Genomic DNA, 17,280 nt, shown 5'->3' on the forward strand with positions numbered 1-17,280 from the left:
TCGTACTATGTACGAATACTTCAACGGAAAATTAGCATACAAAGCCCCCACTCATGTCATCATTGATGTGAGTGGGATCGGCTATTATGTCCACATCTCCCTTTATACTTTCTCTCAGATCAAGGATCAGGAAAATTGCAAATTATTTATATCCCTGCAGGTCAGAGAAGATTCACATACGCTATATGGATTCGCTACAGAAGGCGAAAAGAAACTGTTTGAAAATCTGATCTCCGTTTCTGGTATTGGTCCCAACACCGGCCGGATGATCCTGTCCTCTAATACCCCGGACGAAATACAGTCGGCTATCGTAAATGGTCAGGTCGCCTTGATCCAAAAGATCAAAGGAATAGGACCGAAAACGGCTCAGCGCCTCATTCTGGAACTTCAGGACAAACTGAAAAAACAGGGTGTCGAAGCATTATCCATGCCTGTACGTTCTCAATCCATACCAGATGAAGCCCTGTCTGCACTGGTGATGCTCGGATTCAATAAACCTGCGGCAGAAAAGGTACTCAGTGCAATTTTGAAAACTGAGGGAGAACTCACGGTAGAAGATATGATCAAGCTGGCGCTCAAAAGACTATAAAAATCTTGATTTCAAAGGATGCTGCCACGATCATCCTATTAGTGCCGCACCACTACGGCTGCGAAGGAGCCAAAGTGCAAGCCGATGATGAGGCAATGAAATTTATTAAGGATATCAATTGCCGTCTTTTATTTGCTAAATCGTATTTATTCATTATTTTAGGGCTTCTTATTTTCAGTTATAATCTCACACATGAAAAAACTATTTTCCCTCGCGCTCGCTGTAGGTATTGGTGCAGCTGCATTTGCGCAGGACAAAAAGGACATCAGCCTAAACATCGTGCCTTTACCACAACAGGTACAGATCAAAAACGGATCGTTCAGAATCGATGCAAACACGAAAATTGCATTTGACGGTGAAGACGACAAAAAAGTAGCCACCTTATTTCAGGAATTTTTAAAAAGTAACTATAACCTTAGCTTACCATTAGTAAAATCTCCAGGCAGCAATAGTATCTATTTTTCCTCGAAAAATACGAACCTGACAAATACCGAAGCCTATGCCCTTAACATCGGTGCTGACCGTATTATCGTCAGCGGTAAAAATGCCGGGCTGTTTTATGGCATGCAGTCGTTGATCCAGTTACTTCCTGTAGATAAACATGTAAACCTCGACATCCCGCAGGCCAGCATTCAGGATGAACCACGCTTTGCATACCGTGGACTTCATCTCGACGTCGGCCGACATTTCTTTCCCGTAGCATTTATCAAAAAGTACATTGACATCCTGGCTTCTTACAAACTGAATACGTTTCATTGGCACCTGACGGATGACCAGGGCTGGCGCATTGAGATCAAATCGCACCCAAAACTGACGCAGATTGGAGGATACCGCAAACAAACGCTTCTGGGTAACTATAAGACGGACGGTGATTACGATAATACACCTTATGGGGGCTTCTATACCCAGGAGCAGATCAAAGAAGTGGTCGCTTATGCCAAATCCAGATATGTGACGGTCATTCCAGAAATCGAAATGCCCGGCCATGCACTTGCAGCACTATCTGCCTATCCTGAATTAGGCTGCGGCGACAAGCCCGGCCCTTTCACAGCTGCGCAGACCTGGGGTGTATTTGATGATGTGTTCTGTGCCGGAAAAGAAGAAACCTTCAAACTTTTGGAAGATGTCATCGATGAGGTCATACCGTTATTCCCCAGTGAATACATTCACATCGGTGGCGACGAATGCCCAAAAACACGATGGAAGACTTGTCCGCATTGTCAAAAAAGAATTAAAGACAACAACCTTAAAGATGAACATGAGCTACAGAGCTATTTCATCCAGCGTATGGAAAAATACATCAATGGCAAAGGCAAACGTATTATCGGCTGGGACGAAATTCTCGAAGGTGGCCTGGCTCCGAATGCCACTGTGATGAGCTGGCGTGGAGATCAGGGCGCCATCGAAGCTGCAAACCAAGGCCATGACGTCATTATCACTGCAAACAGCTATGGTCTTTATTTTGATCATAAGCAGGGTCCGGATCAAAACCGTGAGCCGCTGAGCATTGGCGGACTGTCGACCTTACAGAAAGTCTACGCATCGGATCCTATGCCGGGTAAAATATCCGAAAGCAACAAAAAGCACGTTTTAGGTGTACAAGCCAATGTGTGGACAGAATATATAGGCTCGTCCAATAAAGTAGAATTTACAATCCTGCCGCGTGTACTGGCGCTGTCGGAAATCGCCTGGACACAACCAGAAAAGAAAAACTGGAAGAATTTCTCCGAACAGCGGGCGGCACGCCAGCTGGCGAAACTCGATCAGACCAGTACGTTCTACCGCGTACCTGAAGTCTACGGTATATCCGATACCACAATTTACGCTTCTGAATATACGGTCAGTGGACTAAAACCGTCAGTGGAGGGCGCCAAAATCTACTACACATTGGACAACTATGATCCGTCGGAATTGGATATGGAATATACTGGTCCAGTGAAAATAACGGTTCCCAACAGCAAGGAGCGTATATTCAAGGCAGTGGTGGTTACCCCTTCCGGAAAACGGAGCAACTATATTCGGGTCAACATCGTCAACACAAAGAAATAATCACCTATAACTGATACAAAAGCGCTAATATTCTGTTAACTTTGACAGCTATTAGCGCTTTTTTATAGCACAGTTCTCAATTTAAACGATTTTTATGGCTGAAGACCTACGTATTGCTCAAGGCAGTAAGGAAGAACAATATCAAAATTTAATCCCACAGATCGGAGGATTAGTATTAGGAGAAAATAACCTGATTGCCAATCTTGCAAATATCGCTGCCGCTTTAAAGGAACAGTTTCATTTCTTCTGGGTGGGCTTTTATCTTGTGGATGCAGAGGAACTGGTACTCGGTCCTTTCCAGGGGCCTGTCGCCTGTACCCGCATAAAAAAGGGAAAAGGTGTCTGTGGCAGTGCCTGGGCACAGGAGAAATCGCTGATCGTACCTGATGTGGACCAATTCCCGGGACATATCGCCTGCAGTTCCTTATCGCGGTCTGAAATTGTGTTGCCTGTATATCAACAAGGAAAAATTATAGGCGTGCTGGATGTGGACAGTAGCGAACTGAACAGTTTCGATGAAATTGACGAAAAGTACCTGACACAAATACTGCAGCTGCTGGAGCCTTAGTCCGCATTAATTTCCCAGATTTTCACGAGTTTGTCATCGCCAGCACTAAAAAAATAATGGCCATCGTCCGACCAAGCACCTGCATTGACCGACAGATGATGGCCATCCTGCATCTTATCCCTGCTCATATTTCTCAATAGCGCAAAATCGGTAGCAGACCAAAATTTAACTGATTTATCACGGCTTACTGTAGCAAAAAATGGTTGATAAGGATGCGGATATATACCATATACCGTAAACAGATGGGGTACAAAAGAAAAATTATTGTGTAACTGTGCTATATCCGAAATGACCAGCTGTGCATCACGTCCACCGCTCAGCAGTTTATCCTGCAGAAAGGCCAAAGAGGTCGCGGGCATGCGATGTAATTGTACGCGATCCAGCAACTGAAAATCCTGTGCATCCAACAGGTAAACCCAACCGTCTTTATCTCCCAATGCCACTTTATTTTCATCCGCATCTACAGCGATGCTTCGTATCGTGGTCTGAGAAAGCTCACAGTCATAAATCGGCGTATAGGTATGCAGGTCAATCACATAAAGCCGGCCCTCTTCGCCCACTGCCAAAAGCTCATTTTTATGCCGGATAACAGTGATCGCGAAAATCGCCTTTTTGCCAAGCTGTAAACTCGCGACAAGCTTCTGCTCCTGCACATCGACAAAAAGCAGCTTTCCCTCCCGTAAGCCGATGGCTAGAATGGATGTGTCCGGAATTAACTTCAGCGCATAAACGGACGAACTGACTGCACAAAGAATACGTTTAAAACTATTTTTGTCGACATCCCATTCCACGACTCCTTTATCATTTCCTGCTGTAAAGAATGTATTCGGGTAATATCCTTTTTCGACTGAAAAAATTGGATTCTGGTGTCCCGGTAATGTCGCTCTTAATTTAATATCCATAATAATAATCCACAAACCTGCATACTGCTGCTGCATGACTGTTTTGCATCTGTTTCTCCCGCCACAAGAGTGTATAATTAGAACTGCCTCCAAGGCAAATAAAGCGTTGCGCAGCAAATAAGAAGTGCAGTATAACTACAAATATACTGCACTTCTCAGATTATTTTGTCATATCAACTTAAAGCCTTACGCCTGTTATTTTTTATCCAATGTGGAAGAGACTGCGGCGTATAGCACTTTCTTGCCGGTAAGAGTGCGTTATTGGTGTCTGCTTTCAAGATTTTTCGCTATTGTCTCCAGCGAAAATCCTTTCTCACGCAACAATACGATCAGGTGGAATAATAGGTCTGAAGTTTCATTGATAAAATCCTTATCCGTTTCCGTTAGGGCGGCAATAACTGTCTCGACTGCTTCTTCCCCCACTTTTTGCGCAATCTTGTTGATCCCGCGTGTACGCAGACGGTTGACGTACGATTCGTCCGACGGGTGTTCGAATCGCTGGTTTACGATGCGCTCAAGTTCCAACAAAAAATTCTGATTAAATTCGGTACCGAAACAGCTACGGCTTCCTGTGTGACAAGTCGGCCCCATGGGTTCGGCTTTGATCAGCACCGTATCCTGATCGCAATCCACATGAATACTCTTCACATTTAAAAAGTTTCCGCTCTCTTCGCCTTTTGTCCAGAGACGATTCTTGCTTCGGGAGAAAAAGGTCACTCGCTTTTCTGCCTGTGTCTTTTGCCATGCCTCCTCATTCATATAGCCGAGCATCAGTACTTCTAAGGTCTGGGCGTCCTGCACAATCACCGGAACAAGTCCGTCACCTTTTGCAAAATCTAACATGTTATGCGTAATTTTTATTTTTTACCTATATTTCCCTTATCTCACGACAATACCGTTATTGCGTAAAGTCTGCTTGAGATCTGGAATTAATATTTCCCCATAGTGGAATACCGAAGCCGCTAAAGCTGCATCCACTTTGGCCTGTTGAAATACATCAACAAAATGCTGTTGTGCTCCGGCGCCGCCGGAGGCAATCAGTGGGATATGGATCTGATCATTGACTGTCCGTAAAAACTGGTTATCAAAACCATTTTTTGTTCCATCGTGATCCATTGAGGTGAGTAGTATCTCTCCTGCGCCACGCTCCTGTGCTTCCCGAATCCAGTCCACCGTATTTAGGTCCGTTTTGATACGTCCACCACTTAGATGAACAAAATCTTGCCCTTCAATAGAGCGTGTATCTACAGCAACCACAACAAACTGGGCACCAAACGCATTTGCCATCTGATTGATCAATCCGGGGTTGCGTACCGCAGCCGAATTAATAGAAATTTTATCTGCCCCCGCATTCAATAAGATGTCCGCGTCTTTGATTTCATTGATGCCACCCCCGATGGTAAATGGAATATTTACTTGACGTGCCACGGCCTTCACCAGATCAATCGTGGTCTTGCGTCCCTCATGCGTGGCTGTAATATCCAAAAACACCAGTTCGTCGGCTCCCTGCTGTGAATACGCATAGGCGAGCTCCACCGGATCCCCAGCATCGCGCAGGTCCACAAAGTTGACTCCTTTGACCGTACGTCCATCTTTCACATCCAGACAAGGAATTATCCGTTTTGCAAGCATGTTAAAATCTGATTAACGATTTAAGGTTCCAGTCCTTGACCTCATCTATGGAAATCCTATTTTCATAAATGGCTTTTCCAACCACAACAGACTCAATGCCCCCCAGTTCCTGAAGTTTTTTAATATCATCCATGGAACTGATACCGCCTGAAGCAATTAACTTAATGATAGGTGAATGATTCAGTAGCTTTTGGTACAATTCTACCCCCGCACCACCTAACTTTCCATCTTTACTGATGTCTGTACACAAGAATCTGAAAAAGCCCAGCGCCAGACATTTGTCAATATATTCGATCAATTTTATCGGTGAGCTTTCGAGCCATCCCGAATATTTGATGACCTCATCGAGTACGTCGATAGCGATCACAATATGGTCAGCATATTTCACTTTTCCCTCATTCAGTGTGGCGAGCTCCTCCAAAAAGGTAGGGTTCGTAATGGCCTGTGTACCGACAATAACACGGTAGATACCTGCATCGACTAGTTCTTTTACTTTGTCGATACTCCTGACACCGCCTCCGTATTGGATTTTCATATCAGTCTTTTGAATAATATCAAACAGGTAGCCTTGATTGCTAAAGTCGCCTTTCGCACCATTCAAATCTATGATATGCACCAATTCGGTACCATTAGCGTGATAGTTTTCTATCTGAGCCTCTAGACTGATATCGTAAGTCGTAACCTCATTATAGTTACCCTCTCTTAAACGGACCACTTTTTTGTCCAAAACGTCAATTGCTGGAATGATATACATAATCGAATATTTTTAGTCAATTTGAATAGTTGAAAAATTGAGCAGCAACTGCTCGCCCGCTTTACCCGACTTTTCCGGGTGAAACTGTACCCCAAAGAAATTATCTTTAGCGATCGCTGCCGAAAACGGCACCCCGTAATCACATTGAGCAGCGGTATATCCCGCATCGAATTCTATATAATACGAATGCACAAAATAAAAATAAGTCTGATCTTCAATATTCGCAAATAAAGGATTATCTGCGGATATCGAAACACTATTCCAGCCCATATGGGGAACCTTGCCCGCGAGGCTGGAATTGAAATGTAACGTTTTCAGCGGAAATAGTTGCATCATCTCCGCATTGCCCTCCTCTGAAAATGCTGTTAGCAACTGCATGCCAACACAGATTCCAAGCACAGGCTTACGTAATTTTTTTATAGAAGGCACAAGCCCTGATTCCTGCAGTTTCTGCATTGCAGCCCCGGCATGACCTACGCCAGGAATAATAATGCGATCATACAGATCGATTTCCTCCGCTTTGTTGATCATGCCGTAAGCAAGCCCTACACGATCTAACGCAGCCGTCAAAGAAAAAATATTCCCAGCACCGTAATTTATAATTCCTATCATCTTTTAGTACCGCTAATATAGCTTCCTACATTTAACCTTTATCACCAGGACGACCCAAAGTCTCCCACCATTTTTACGTTATAACTTTCTAACAAGAGTATCTGCATAAATGTTTAGTGGGAGCACAAGAGATTTACCCTCCTACTAGTCACCGCCGTAACGCCGATAACATTATTCCTTAATTAGAGAACTCCTTTTGTGCTCGGCAATTGCATATGATCTGCGTCCCGCCGCACAGCTTTTTTTATGGATTTGGCAAAAGCTTTAAAAATCGCCTCTATTTTATGGTGTTCATTTTCACCTTCTGCCTTGATGTTGAGGTTTGAGCGCGACGCGTCGGAAAACGACTTAAAAAAATGGAAAAACATTTCTGTAGGCATATCTCCGATCTTTTCACGTTTGAACGCAGCATCCCAGACAATCCAGTTACGTCCACCAAAATCGAGCGCCACTTGCGCCAGACAATCGTCCATGGGCAACGTATAGGCATAGCGTTCAATACCACGTTTGTCTCCCAATACCTTTAAAAACACCTCTCCGAGGGCAATTCCCGTATCTTCGATGGTGTGATGCTCATCGATGTGAAGATCGCCTTTGGCTTTTATGGTCAGATCAAGAGCGCCATGTCTCGCCAGCTGGTCCAGCATATGGTCAAAAAAAGGCAGGCCAGTATCGATATCCGATTTGCCCGAGCCATCCAAATTTAACTGAATAAAAATATCCGTCTCATTTGTCTTCCGATGATGCTCTCCTGTGCGTGTACCGAGTTTGAGGAATTCGTAAACAGCCTTCCAGTCAGTCGTCTCCAAGGCGACCACAGCAGGATCAATAGCTACGTTCTCCAACGCCCCCAACTGATCGTTGGCACGTAACCAGATGGCTTTAGCACCAAGATTCTGCGCTAACTTCACATCATTTACCCGGTCTCCAATGACAAATGACTGGCTTAAATCATATGCTGAACGGTCAAAATACTCACCAAGCATGCCAATCCCCGGCTTACGCGTCTCCGCATTCTCATGCGGAAAAGTCTTGTCTATATGTTCCTTCGCAAATACTACACCTTCTCCCGCAAACGTATCAATCACAAAACGATGCACAGGCCAGAAGTTTTCCTCCGGATGGGAAGGAGTACCTAAACCATCTTGGTTGGACACCAAGATCAATTCAAAATCTAGTTCCTTTGCAATGCGTGGCAGATACTGTAAAGCACCCGGATAAAACTTCAATTTGGAAAAGGAGTCGATCTGCTCATCCTCTGGCTCCAGAATTAATGTCCCGTCACGGTCGATAAACAGTACACGTTTTAAGTTATCAGGCATAGTATTATTTATTGATTTGATTAAGTTTTTCCAACAATATTTGATTTTCGGTGGGCGTGCCCACGGTAATCCGCAAACAACCTTCACAGAGTTCGACTTTGGAACGGTCCCGCACAATGATACCGTGCTGAACCAGGTAGTCGTAGACTGCCCGCGGTTCACTCATTTTGACGAGAATAAAATTGGCATCTGATGGGGTGATATGATGTACATAGTCCAGTTCAAGCAATTCGCGCACCAATTTTTCGCGCTCAGCGACAGTCTCTTTAATCCAGTCGTTGACCTGCTCTACGTTATCCAAGGCTTCCAGTACAATATCCTGTGTCGCCTGATTGATATTATATGGCGGTTTAATTTTATTGTAAACAGCGATAATCTCTTTACTGGCAAACGCCATCCCTAGGCGCAATGCCGCCAGCCCCCATGCTTTGGATAAGGTCTGTAATACCACCAGATTGGGATATTCGGCTAGCTCTTGGGTGAACGATCGCACCGCCGAAAAATTTATATAAGCTTCATCGACGACCACAATTCCGTGAAAATTATTCAAAAGCGTTTCAATATCCTGACGGCGAATGGAATTCCCAGTAGGATTATTTGGCGAACAGAGAAAGATCAGTTTGGTATGTGCATCGATTGCGGCAGCGATACCATCAAGATCCAGTTGATAATCTGCTGTTAAATTTACTTTCTTGAAGGCTACATCATTGATATTCGCGGACACTTCATACATTCCATAGGTCGGTGGCACTAAGATCACATTGTCCAACCCCGGTGTACAAAATGCACGGTATAAAATATCTATTGCCTCATCACTACCGTTGCCCAGGAAAATATTTTCGGCCGGAACACCCTTTATTTTGGAGAGTTTGGCTTTAACTTGATGCTGGAGGGGGTCGGGATAGCGGTTGTAATCATGGTTTAGCGGGGATCCAAAAGGGTTTTCATTGGCGTCGATCAATATGGACGCTTCTCCTTTAAATTCATCTCTCGCGGACGAATAAGGTACGAGCTTCTTAATGTTTTCCCGTAATAGGTTGTTTAAGTTGAATGGATTATCCATTATAAAAAAATTAGAGCCGTAAACTTAGATAAATTGTTTATTAAATCCAATACAATAAACATTTTATTCGTAGTGGCTTATTTCCGGCTGGATCGCTGTAATGTTCGCCAGGAGAGCACGCCAGCGTTAGCAGAGTACATGAGGCAGAAGCTAGACAGTAAACCACCTACCTTCGACCGACAGTTCGGCACGCGGAAATACCGAACGCGCTTCTTCCAATAGTGGATTTAAATCGCGATAGCGGGCAGAATAATGGCCCAGTAGTAGTTTTTTTGCCTGTGTTTCTAGCGCAATCTCTCCGGCCTCAAGCGCTGTGGTGTGGAACGTCTCCTTCGCCCGGTCCGCCATATCATGCAAAAATGTTGACTCATGGTAGATTAAATCAGCTCCTTGGATATAAGGAAGATACTCCGGTGTACGTACAGTATCCGAACAATAAACATAGCTCCGGGATTTCGGCGCCGGCAGGCTCAACTCATCCGCTTTATAGACCTTACCGTTTTCGTCCACATAATCCATCCCTTTTTTTATTGCAGGATAATAAACTGTTGGAATCTGCAGGGCTTGCACCACATCGCCCAGCAAAGTGCGGGCACGCGGTCCCTCATCAAATCGAAATCCTGTACAGGCAATGCGATGTTTTAATGGAAAGGTGCTTACTCTGAGCGTTCTGTTTTCGAAAATTACGCCCGGTGTATCCGGTGAAATCGCATGAAAAACCAAATTATAGCGCAATACCGTTTCCGAATGCAGGAACTGGATATCCAAGATTTCCTTCAAAGCTGCCGGTCCATATAAATGGAGATCACTCTTGCGTCCGACGAGGTGCATCGATGAAAGCAGCCCCACCAGGCCCAGATAATGATCCCCATGTAAATGACTGATAAAAATATGTCCTATTCGATTGCTTTTAATACCGTACCTGCTGAGTTGCATCTGGGTTCCTTCTCCGCAGTCAATTAAAAACAACTGTTCATTAAAGTTCAGCACCTGGCTAGTTGGATGGCGATCAAACATGGGTGTCGCCGAACTATTTCCTAAAATCAGAACTTCAAACTTCATATTAATCCTCGATTGCCCCCCGATATTCGGATTCCAGTTCGTGCGCAAAGATCAGATCTTCAGCAACCTTGAGCGAAGCTGCGATCTTAAGCGACTTGTCGAGATGGGACACGCGGACCATATCCATCAGCGCGGGGCAGAGATTAACCAAAATAAATATACCACCAACCGACTGACATAAACGATGTGCCAATATCCCCAAACGGATACCTACTTCATCTGTCTTTTGGACATGGATCATGTCCAACACAATATTGCGCTGCCCTATCGTATTGCGCAACAAAAACTCTCCTTTAAGCTTCGCGGCGTTCTCCGCGTCTATCACTTCCACATGAGGCTCTATGACAATATAGCGATCGTGTTTATCAATAGTATACTTCATAAGTCTGTCTCCTTTGTTTGAGGATACAATGTACTAATAATTTAGCTCTTTTAAAGCCTTTGTCACATTTCTTTCTACACGTTCAAGCACATCCTCCTGATCCGGATAAACAAATTTTTCACCGACAATATGCTCATAGAGCTCGATATAACGTTCAGAGATGGACGCAACAATTTCGTCTGTCATCTCAGGTATCACCTGCCCGTCTTTACCCTGAAACCCATTTTCAATCAACCATTTACGAACAAATTCTTTGGACAGCTGCTTCTGTGGCTCCCCTTTCTCCTGACGTTCCTGATAGCCCTCAGCATAAAAATACCGGGATGAATCGGGGGTATGGATCTCGTCGATCAGTACGATCTGACCGTCTTTTTTTCCAAACTCATATTTTGTATCTACCAGTATTAATCCCCTTTGCGCAGCGATTTCGGTACCCCGCTGAAACAAAGCTTTGGTATATTTTTCCAATTGTATATAGTCCTCCTCACTGACAATTCCTTTTTTGAGGATGTCTTCCCGCGAGATATCTTCGTCATGCCCTACTGCAGCCTTTGTCGTTGGTGTGATGATCGGCGCAGGTAATTTATCATTCTCTTTTAGTCCTTCGGGAAGGGCTTCACCGCAGACTTCGCGTTTGCCGGCAGCATATTCGCGCCATGCATGCCCCGAGAGATAACCACGGATCACCATCTCTACTTTAAACGGCTCGCACATCTGACCGATGGTCACACTTGGGTCTGGCACCGACACCACCCAATTGGGAATAATATCGGCCGTAGCCTTTAAAAATTTGGCAGCAATCTGATTCAGCACCTGCCCCTTATAGGGGATCGGACGCGGCAGTACCACGTCAAACGCAGATATACGGTCCGAAGCGACCATCGCCAGATACGTATCGGCAATCGTATACACGTCCCGTACTTTCCCTCTATAAAATGCGGTTTGATTGTCGAAATTGAAATTTGTTTCTTTTATAGCGTTCATGTTCAAAGTAAATTCAAAAAATAATTAAATGATGCATCGGCGGTTAAATATCGCCGTAGGCTTCCAGTATCCGGCGTACTAATTTATGCCGCACCACATCGCCTCCACTGAGATGAATAATGTCTATTCCTTCAATATTGTCCAACAAGCGTATGGCCGTTGACAAACCAGATTGATTTTTTTTAGGTAAATCGACTTGTGTCATGTCCCCCGTGACAATAAATTTTGCTGTCGGCCCCATACGTGTCAAAAACATCTTGAGCTGCATATCTGTGGCATTTTGAGCTTCATCCAAAATGACAAAGCAATTGTCCAGTGTACGACCGCGCATAAATGCCAAAGGCGCGACTTCTATCGTACGGTTTTCCAGATAGCCTTTTAATTTCTCGGCAGGAATCATATCGTCGAGTGCATCGTAAAGCGGACGTAAGTACGGGTCGACTTTCTCTTTGAGGTCACCGGGCAGGAATCCTAAGTTCTCTCCCGCTTCCACAGCAGGCCTGGTCAGAATTATCCGCTTAATTTCTTTGTTCCGTAATGCTCTAACAGCCAAAGCTACCGCTGTATAGGTTTTTCCTGTACCTGCCGGACCGATCGCAAATAAGATATCATTTTTGGAAATACTGTCCACCATTTTACGCTGATTAGGTGTCCGCGCACGTACGATCAGGCCGTTTGGACCGTAGACAATGGGCTCCGAACCAAACGCAGCATGCTGTGCTGAGAGCTCCTTCTCCTGCTGCGCCGCGGAACCGGCACTCGCGCCAAGGAGATTTTCAAAATCCAGCAGCGTGATGTTGTTATATTTTTCCAGGTGAGCCATGACTGCCTTAAATGACTGCTCGAACAGCTCCAGCTCCTTCGCATCGCCCAACACCTTCATTTCGTTTCCTCGAGCAACAATTCTCAGTTTTGGGAACTGCTTCTTTAAATAATCAAAGTGCTCATTGTCTGCCCCCCATAGTATGGGTAAATTCAGACCATCTAATGCAATTAGTAATTCGTTCAAATTTTATCTATTTAGAATTCTTTAGATTGTAGCGATCACACAAAAGCTCCTCTGCATAATACTATTCAAAATTAACGTATTCTATTGAGAAAACATGCCACCGCCGAGAGATTTTTACAAAAAGAAAAACAAACTTTCTTTTTGCATTTGTCCGCGAATCGCCTCTATTTTAAAGCACTTATAAGAGTCCACAAAAGATTTCTTTACATCATAGATATGCGCTATGTTTGTGGATATCAACCGAAAAAAAATATATTCAAAATAAGTTCTTCGATTAGCTTTACAAATCAGCTGATAAATAGTAATTTTGCTCTCTATTTGATTAGATTTTGAGCGAAAAAATAGGCGAAAGGGAATGGCAGTAATTACGTTAACAACAGATCTCGGACATAAGGATTTTTACCAGGCGGCGTTAAAAGGGAGTCTTTTATCGCAGTTGTCTGACGTTAATATTGTTGACATCACACATGAAATCCCCGCATTCAACATTCCCCGGGCAGCTTTTGTCCTCGGCAATGCTTATCATTATTTCCCCAAGGGCACCGTACATATTATTGGCATCAACACTTTATTCCATGAAGAATCCAAATATATCGGCATGAAATACAATGATCATTATTTCGTCGGTGCAGACAATGGTATCTTCAGCTTGTTGTTAAACGGAAATGATCCGCAGGAATTATACGAGCTTAATTTAATGCAGGATCTGAGATACCTACATTTTCCCCTGGCCGACATCCTTTCCAAGTCGGCTTGCCATATTGCAAAAGGAGGAAAATTGAAAGATGTGGGCACCCCCATCCATCAACTGATTGAAAAAGTAACTTTGCAGCCCATCTTCGACAAGGACATGATCAGAGGCAATGTCATCTACGTCGATTCGTTTGGCAATGCCATTACCAATATTTCCAAAGACCTCTTCAATAAAGTACAAAAAGGCCGTAACTTCGTCTTGTACTTTAAACGAAATGAAACAATCACCAATCTGTCCTGGCATTATAATGAAGTCGGGGAAGGTGAAAAATTGTGTTTGTTTGGGATAAGCAACTACCTGGAAATTGCCATCAATAAGGGAAACGCAAGCCAGCTTTTAGGCCTCCACGACGATGACTCCAACGTCATCCGCATAGAATTTAAAGATTAATTCCCAACTTTTACCAAGGTCAGCTGTTTATGTTTCAGACAGACATCCGAAATGGCGAAAGGACACCGTAATCCAACACTTGGGCTACTCGCGTAATATTAATTTAAATTGATCGTTGAAGTCATGATGAAATTCTCAAAAATCCTTCTTGTATTGGCATACGTATGCTGCTGTCTTATGCCCGTCGCTGCACAGGAAAATGCAGATTCCAGTGCTTTTGAGGTGCAGCGCAAGCGCGTCAACGACCTGCTTGATGCCCGCCAGCAAAAATTTGGCGCCTATGACAGCAGCCTTACCCAGAAATCGGGGCTGTTTGGCTTATTCAAGTCCAAAGGAGATATGCAGAAGAGCATTGATATCCTCAAAGATATTGTCATCACGGATAACAACATCTTTTTGGAAACGCAGAAGCTACTTAAAATCAAAGACTTTGAAAAAGACAAATATCAGCAACTGGCCACAGATTACGATAAACAGGTCTCAGCTTACATTGGTACCATAAACAAGCTCCAGCGGGAGAATGACAAGCTGCGCCAGCAAGCAGACCAGACCGAAGGGTCCCCGTTGGGTCTTATCTGGGGATATGTATCCCTTGCCGCAATCCTTATTTTAGGCTTTTTGCTGTACCGCAGTAATAAACGGAAGCTGATGTCAAAAGATAATGGCGTGTCCGGAGTCTCCTAGCGTCGCCTTTCGCCTTTAATGCGTATCCTCGGCCCTACTTTCTGTCAAAAATGGAATGGGGTAAAAAATTGACCGAAGTATGATAGCAAAATATTTTTAATCTCGCTACATTTGTCCTCGCAACAAAATTTGAAGTAGCGGATATGGCAAGAGGATTCAATAGCGGCAACAAACAAGAAGAAGATCTACCAAAACCAAAGTTAAATAAAGAACTCCTTTTACGGGCATCGAAAATATTGACCTATCTCAGGCCTTATAGGGTTAAATTTGGTGTAGGTATGTTTTTTTTGGTATTGTCCAGCCTGTCCATGCTGGCGTTTCCGGCCCTGCTTGGCGCCATGATAGATGCTGCCCAGGGCAAACAAACTTATCCCTGGCTTCAGGCAGAAGTCTATTACATCGGGGGAATTGCCTTTGTTATCCTTTCTTTCACTTCTATTGTATCTTTTTTTCGAATCCGTATTTTCGTGGAGATTGCTGAGCGTGCGCTGGCACAGGTCCGGAAAGACACTTATCATAAGCTGATTTCCTTACCTATCGAATTTTTTGCCAACCGCCGTGTTGGCGAATTAAACAGCAGGCTTTCTGCGGATTTGTCCCAAATTCAGGATACCCTCACAACTACGCTGGCCGAAATCTTACGCCAATTGATCAGTCTTTGCTTCGGGGTATTTCTGCTGGTATGGGTCTCCCCCAAACTGGCATTAATGAATCTTTGCATCCTTCCGGTCATTGTCGTTGCTGCCATTGTCTTTGGTAAATTTATTCGTGAGCTGTCGCGGCAGGCTCAGGATAAAATGGCTGAATCCAACAGCATTGTCCAGGAAACGCTGCTTGGCATCAGTAATGTCAAAGCTTTTGTCAATGAATACTTTGAGTTCAGCCGGTATAGCAACCAAATGGACTCCGTCGTCAAGCTCGCTGTTCGTGGTGCGACATTCCGTGGTGCATTTGCATCATTTATTATCTTCTGCATTTTTGGAGCCGTGATTGCCGTCATCTGGTATGGTGCAGCGCTGGTATCCATTCATGAGATGTCTGTGGGAGATCTGACCACTTATATCCTGTATTCTATGTTTGTGGCAGGATCCATGGGCACTTTTCCTGAACTCTACGCCAATATCCAACGCTCACTGGGTGCCAGCGAACGGATTCTGGAAATTCTCGACGAGCCTCAGGAAAAGATCAAAGTCGAACCTACTTGCAAAGATATCGGCAACAAAATGAGCGGGAGCCTCAGTTTTAACCATGTAGCATTTGCTTATCCAAGCCGGCCCGATGTGCAGATCTTAAAGGATATCAACTTCACTGCCCATGCAGGTGATAAGGTAGCCATTGTCGGCCCCAGTGGAACCGGCAAATCAACGATAGCCTCTTTAATCCTCCAATTTTACAAGGCCAATAGCGGTGAAATCCGATACGATGGCAAGCCGGCTTCGGATTTCGAACTCTGCGATATACGGAACCAGGTTGCTATTGTACCGCAGGACGTACTGCTGTTTGGCGGAACGATTCGTGAGAACATTGCTTACGGCAAGCTGGACGCCACTGATGACGAAATCATGGCCGCAGCCAAACGGGCCAATGCCCATCAGTTTATCCTGAACTTTCCCGAAGGATACGATACCATCGTCGGTGAACGGGGCGTAAAATTGTCGGGCGGCCAACGTCAGCGCATCGCTATTGCCCGAGCATTGCTCAAAGACCCCGCCATCCTTATCCTGGATGAAGCAACCTCTTCCCTGGACTCCGAATCAGAAAGACAGGTGCAGGACGCACTCGAAGAATTGATGCGAGGCCGTACATCGATCATCATTGCACATAGGCTATCTACGATCGTCGATGCAGATAGAATTATTGTTATCGAAAATGGCATCGTATCCGAAAGCGGCACTCATTTCGAACTTTTACAGAAAGCAAATGGTCTGTATCAGCACCTCTACACCCTGCAGTCCAAACAGCAAAAAGTAGATATGTAAAATTTTGTTAATTATCCATTCTTTTTAAACAAATTCTCCTAGTGATTGTTCATTTGGTATCATACTTGATTATCATTTGAATACATAACAAAATAGAAGAATTATGAAAAATAGCAAAAATGGATTAGTGGCATTTGCTTTGGTAGGATTGGCTGCGGGAGCTGCTGCATGGTATCTTTTAGGAACCGATGACGGAAAAAAACAGTTAGATCGTGCAAATGATGGCATCAAAAGCTTAACTAAGTCATTGAAGGAACTTTCTAAAAAAGAAGCTAAGAAAGCACAAAAATTGGCCAACAGAGCTTCCGCCGAATTGGATAGCCTCAAAAATAAAGCACAGGCCGCGTTCAGTAAAGCTTCTGAAGATGCAGATGCGCTGAAAAACAAAGCAAAAGAGGCCGGCAGAGAGGCGTTGGATCATGCCAATAATGCCGCGCAGAATTTGGCCAGCAAGATCGACAATACAACCGATGCAGCTAAATCAAAAATTTCTAATGCATAAGTAAAAAAGTATTTTTTTAAGAACTGACGGGTTTATGCTTCTT

Annotated in this window: 18 protein-coding genes; 7 read left to right on the plus strand and 11 right to left on the minus strand. The window is 44.2% G+C overall.

Annotated elements, in window-relative coordinates; all coding sequences use genetic code 11:
• The first annotated feature begins 7 nt into the window (after positions 1-7).
• The 3 genes from ruvA (at position 8) to msrC (ending at position 3,206) form a co-directional block, all read left to right on the plus strand.
• Complete coding sequence (gene ruvA / locus FGL37_RS04155; RefSeq protein WP_028072471.1) at positions 8-589, plus strand: Holliday junction branch migration protein RuvA; 582 nt, start codon at positions 8-10, stop codon at positions 587-589.
• 192 nt (positions 590-781) lie between these two features.
• Positions 782-2,638, plus strand: a complete 1,857-nt coding sequence (locus FGL37_RS04160; RefSeq protein ID WP_028072470.1) for a beta-N-acetylhexosaminidase — start codon at positions 782-784, stop codon at positions 2,636-2,638.
• A 94-nt stretch (positions 2,639-2,732) separates the two neighbouring features.
• On the plus strand, positions 2,733-3,206 hold the full coding sequence (msrC, locus tag FGL37_RS04165; protein WP_028072469.1) for a free L-methionine (R)-S-oxide reductase MsrC: 474 nt from the start codon (positions 2,733-2,735) through the stop codon (positions 3,204-3,206).
• Here the strand turns inward: msrC and FGL37_RS04170 are convergent.
• The 11 genes from FGL37_RS04170 to FGL37_RS04220 form a co-directional block, all read right to left on the minus strand.
• Positions 3,203-4,108, minus strand: a complete 906-nt coding sequence (locus tag FGL37_RS04170) for a WD40 repeat domain-containing protein (RefSeq protein ID WP_037534730.1) — start codon at positions 4,106-4,108, stop codon at positions 3,203-3,205. The two genes, msrC and FGL37_RS04170, sit on opposite strands and share 4 nt — an antisense overlap.
• A gap of 258 nt (positions 4,109-4,366) precedes the next feature.
• On the minus strand, positions 4,367-4,951 hold the full coding sequence (gene hisIE / locus FGL37_RS04175) for a bifunctional phosphoribosyl-AMP cyclohydrolase/phosphoribosyl-ATP diphosphatase HisIE (RefSeq protein WP_028072467.1): 585 nt from the start codon (positions 4,949-4,951) through the stop codon (positions 4,367-4,369).
• Positions 4,952-4,987: 36 nt separating this feature from the next.
• Complete coding sequence (gene hisF, locus FGL37_RS04180; RefSeq protein WP_028072466.1) at positions 4,988-5,740, minus strand: imidazole glycerol phosphate synthase subunit HisF; 753 nt, start codon at positions 5,738-5,740, stop codon at positions 4,988-4,990.
• A gap of 1 nt (position 5,741) precedes the next feature.
• Positions 5,742-6,494, minus strand: a complete 753-nt coding sequence (locus tag FGL37_RS04185; RefSeq protein WP_028072465.1) for a 1-(5-phosphoribosyl)-5-[(5-phosphoribosylamino)methylideneamino]imidazole-4-carboxamide isomerase — start codon at positions 6,492-6,494, stop codon at positions 5,742-5,744.
• A gap of 12 nt (positions 6,495-6,506) precedes the next feature.
• Positions 6,507-7,106, minus strand: coding sequence for an imidazole glycerol phosphate synthase subunit HisH (gene hisH / locus FGL37_RS04190; RefSeq protein ID WP_028072464.1), 600 nt, complete (start codon positions 7,104-7,106; stop codon positions 6,507-6,509).
• 182 nt (positions 7,107-7,288) lie between these two features.
• Positions 7,289-8,428 carry a bifunctional histidinol-phosphatase/imidazoleglycerol-phosphate dehydratase HisB gene (hisB, locus tag FGL37_RS04195; RefSeq protein ID WP_028072463.1) on the minus strand — a complete coding sequence of 380 codons (1,140 nt, stop codon included), beginning with the start codon at positions 8,426-8,428 and terminating at the stop codon, positions 7,289-7,291.
• 4 nt (positions 8,429-8,432) lie between these two features.
• Entirely contained in the window at positions 8,433-9,491 is a 1,059-nt protein-coding gene (gene hisC / locus FGL37_RS04200; protein ID WP_028072462.1) for a histidinol-phosphate transaminase, read from the minus strand.
• 150 nt (positions 9,492-9,641) lie between these two features.
• Positions 9,642-10,553: a ribonuclease Z gene (locus FGL37_RS04205; protein ID WP_028072461.1), complete on the minus strand. Its 912-nt coding sequence runs from the start codon at positions 10,551-10,553 to the stop codon at positions 9,642-9,644.
• Between the two features lies 1 nt (position 10,554).
• On the minus strand, positions 10,555-10,935 hold the full coding sequence (locus tag FGL37_RS04210; RefSeq protein WP_028072460.1) for an STAS domain-containing protein: 381 nt from the start codon (positions 10,933-10,935) through the stop codon (positions 10,555-10,557).
• Between the two features lie 33 nt (positions 10,936-10,968).
• The gene (locus tag FGL37_RS04215) at positions 10,969-11,919 is read right to left on the minus strand and encodes a phosphoribosylaminoimidazolesuccinocarboxamide synthase (protein WP_028072459.1); all 951 of its coding nucleotides are present in this window, start codon (positions 11,917-11,919) and stop codon (positions 10,969-10,971) included.
• Positions 11,920-11,962: 43 nt separating this feature from the next.
• Positions 11,963-12,928, minus strand: a complete 966-nt coding sequence (locus FGL37_RS04220) for a PhoH family protein (protein WP_028072458.1) — start codon at positions 12,926-12,928, stop codon at positions 11,963-11,965.
• Between the two features lie 355 nt (positions 12,929-13,283).
• Here FGL37_RS04220 and FGL37_RS04225 point away from each other — a divergent pair, with 355 nt between their 5' ends.
• The 4 genes from FGL37_RS04225 (at position 13,284) to FGL37_RS04240 (ending at position 17,237) form a co-directional block, all read left to right on the plus strand.
• Positions 13,284-14,072 carry an SAM hydrolase/SAM-dependent halogenase family protein gene (locus FGL37_RS04225; RefSeq protein WP_028072457.1) on the plus strand — a complete coding sequence of 263 codons (789 nt, stop codon included), beginning with the start codon at positions 13,284-13,286 and terminating at the stop codon, positions 14,070-14,072.
• A gap of 123 nt (positions 14,073-14,195) precedes the next feature.
• On the plus strand, positions 14,196-14,756 hold the full coding sequence (locus FGL37_RS04230) for a hypothetical protein (protein ID WP_138096670.1): 561 nt from the start codon (positions 14,196-14,198) through the stop codon (positions 14,754-14,756).
• A gap of 143 nt (positions 14,757-14,899) precedes the next feature.
• Complete coding sequence (locus FGL37_RS04235) at positions 14,900-16,735, plus strand: ABC transporter ATP-binding protein (RefSeq protein WP_028072456.1); 1,836 nt, start codon at positions 14,900-14,902, stop codon at positions 16,733-16,735.
• A 103-nt stretch (positions 16,736-16,838) separates the two neighbouring features.
• Positions 16,839-17,237 carry a hypothetical protein gene (locus FGL37_RS04240; protein ID WP_028072455.1) on the plus strand — a complete coding sequence of 133 codons (399 nt, stop codon included), beginning with the start codon at positions 16,839-16,841 and terminating at the stop codon, positions 17,235-17,237.
• Positions 17,238-17,280: the final 43 nt, after the last annotated feature.

Origin of the sequence: Sphingobacterium thalpophilum (genome assembly GCF_901482695.1) — a bacterium.
GTDB lineage: Bacteria > Bacteroidota > Bacteroidia > Sphingobacteriales > Sphingobacteriaceae > Sphingobacterium > Sphingobacterium thalpophilum.

Coding starts and splice junctions, on each gene's coding strand:
- ruvA (WP_028072471.1), top strand. CDS start 8: ATGTACGAATACTTCAACGGAAAATTAGCATACAAAGCCCCCACTCAT.
- FGL37_RS04160 (WP_028072470.1), top strand. CDS start 782: ATGAAAAAACTATTTTCCCTCGCGCTCGCTGTAGGTATTGGTGCAGCT.
- msrC (WP_028072469.1), top strand. CDS start 2,733: ATGGCTGAAGACCTACGTATTGCTCAAGGCAGTAAGGAAGAACAATAT.
- FGL37_RS04170 (WP_037534730.1), bottom strand. CDS start 4,108: ATGGATATTAAATTAAGAGCGACATTACCGGGACACCAGAATCCAATT.
- hisIE (WP_028072467.1), bottom strand. CDS start 4,951: ATGTTAGATTTTGCAAAAGGTGACGGACTTGTTCCGGTGATTGTGCAG.
- hisF (WP_028072466.1), bottom strand. CDS start 5,740: ATGCTTGCAAAACGGATAATTCCTTGTCTGGATGTGAAAGATGGACGT.
- FGL37_RS04185 (WP_028072465.1), bottom strand. CDS start 6,494: ATGTATATCATTCCAGCAATTGACGTTTTGGACAAAAAAGTGGTCCGT.
- hisH (WP_028072464.1), bottom strand. CDS start 7,106: ATGATAGGAATTATAAATTACGGTGCTGGGAATATTTTTTCTTTGACG.
- hisB (WP_028072463.1), bottom strand. CDS start 8,428: ATGCCTGATAACTTAAAACGTGTACTGTTTATCGACCGTGACGGGACA.
- hisC (WP_028072462.1), bottom strand. CDS start 9,491: ATGGATAATCCATTCAACTTAAACAACCTATTACGGGAAAACATTAAG.
- FGL37_RS04205 (WP_028072461.1), bottom strand. CDS start 10,553: ATGAAGTTTGAAGTTCTGATTTTAGGAAATAGTTCGGCGACACCCATG.
- FGL37_RS04210 (WP_028072460.1), bottom strand. CDS start 10,935: ATGAAGTATACTATTGATAAACACGATCGCTATATTGTCATAGAGCCT.
- FGL37_RS04215 (WP_028072459.1), bottom strand. CDS start 11,919: ATGAACGCTATAAAAGAAACAAATTTCAATTTCGACAATCAAACCGCA.
- FGL37_RS04225 (WP_028072457.1), top strand. CDS start 13,284: ATGGCAGTAATTACGTTAACAACAGATCTCGGACATAAGGATTTTTAC.
- FGL37_RS04230 (WP_138096670.1), top strand. CDS start 14,196: ATGATGAAATTCTCAAAAATCCTTCTTGTATTGGCATACGTATGCTGC.
- FGL37_RS04235 (WP_028072456.1), top strand. CDS start 14,900: ATGGCAAGAGGATTCAATAGCGGCAACAAACAAGAAGAAGATCTACCA.
- FGL37_RS04240 (WP_028072455.1), top strand. CDS start 16,839: ATGAAAAATAGCAAAAATGGATTAGTGGCATTTGCTTTGGTAGGATTG.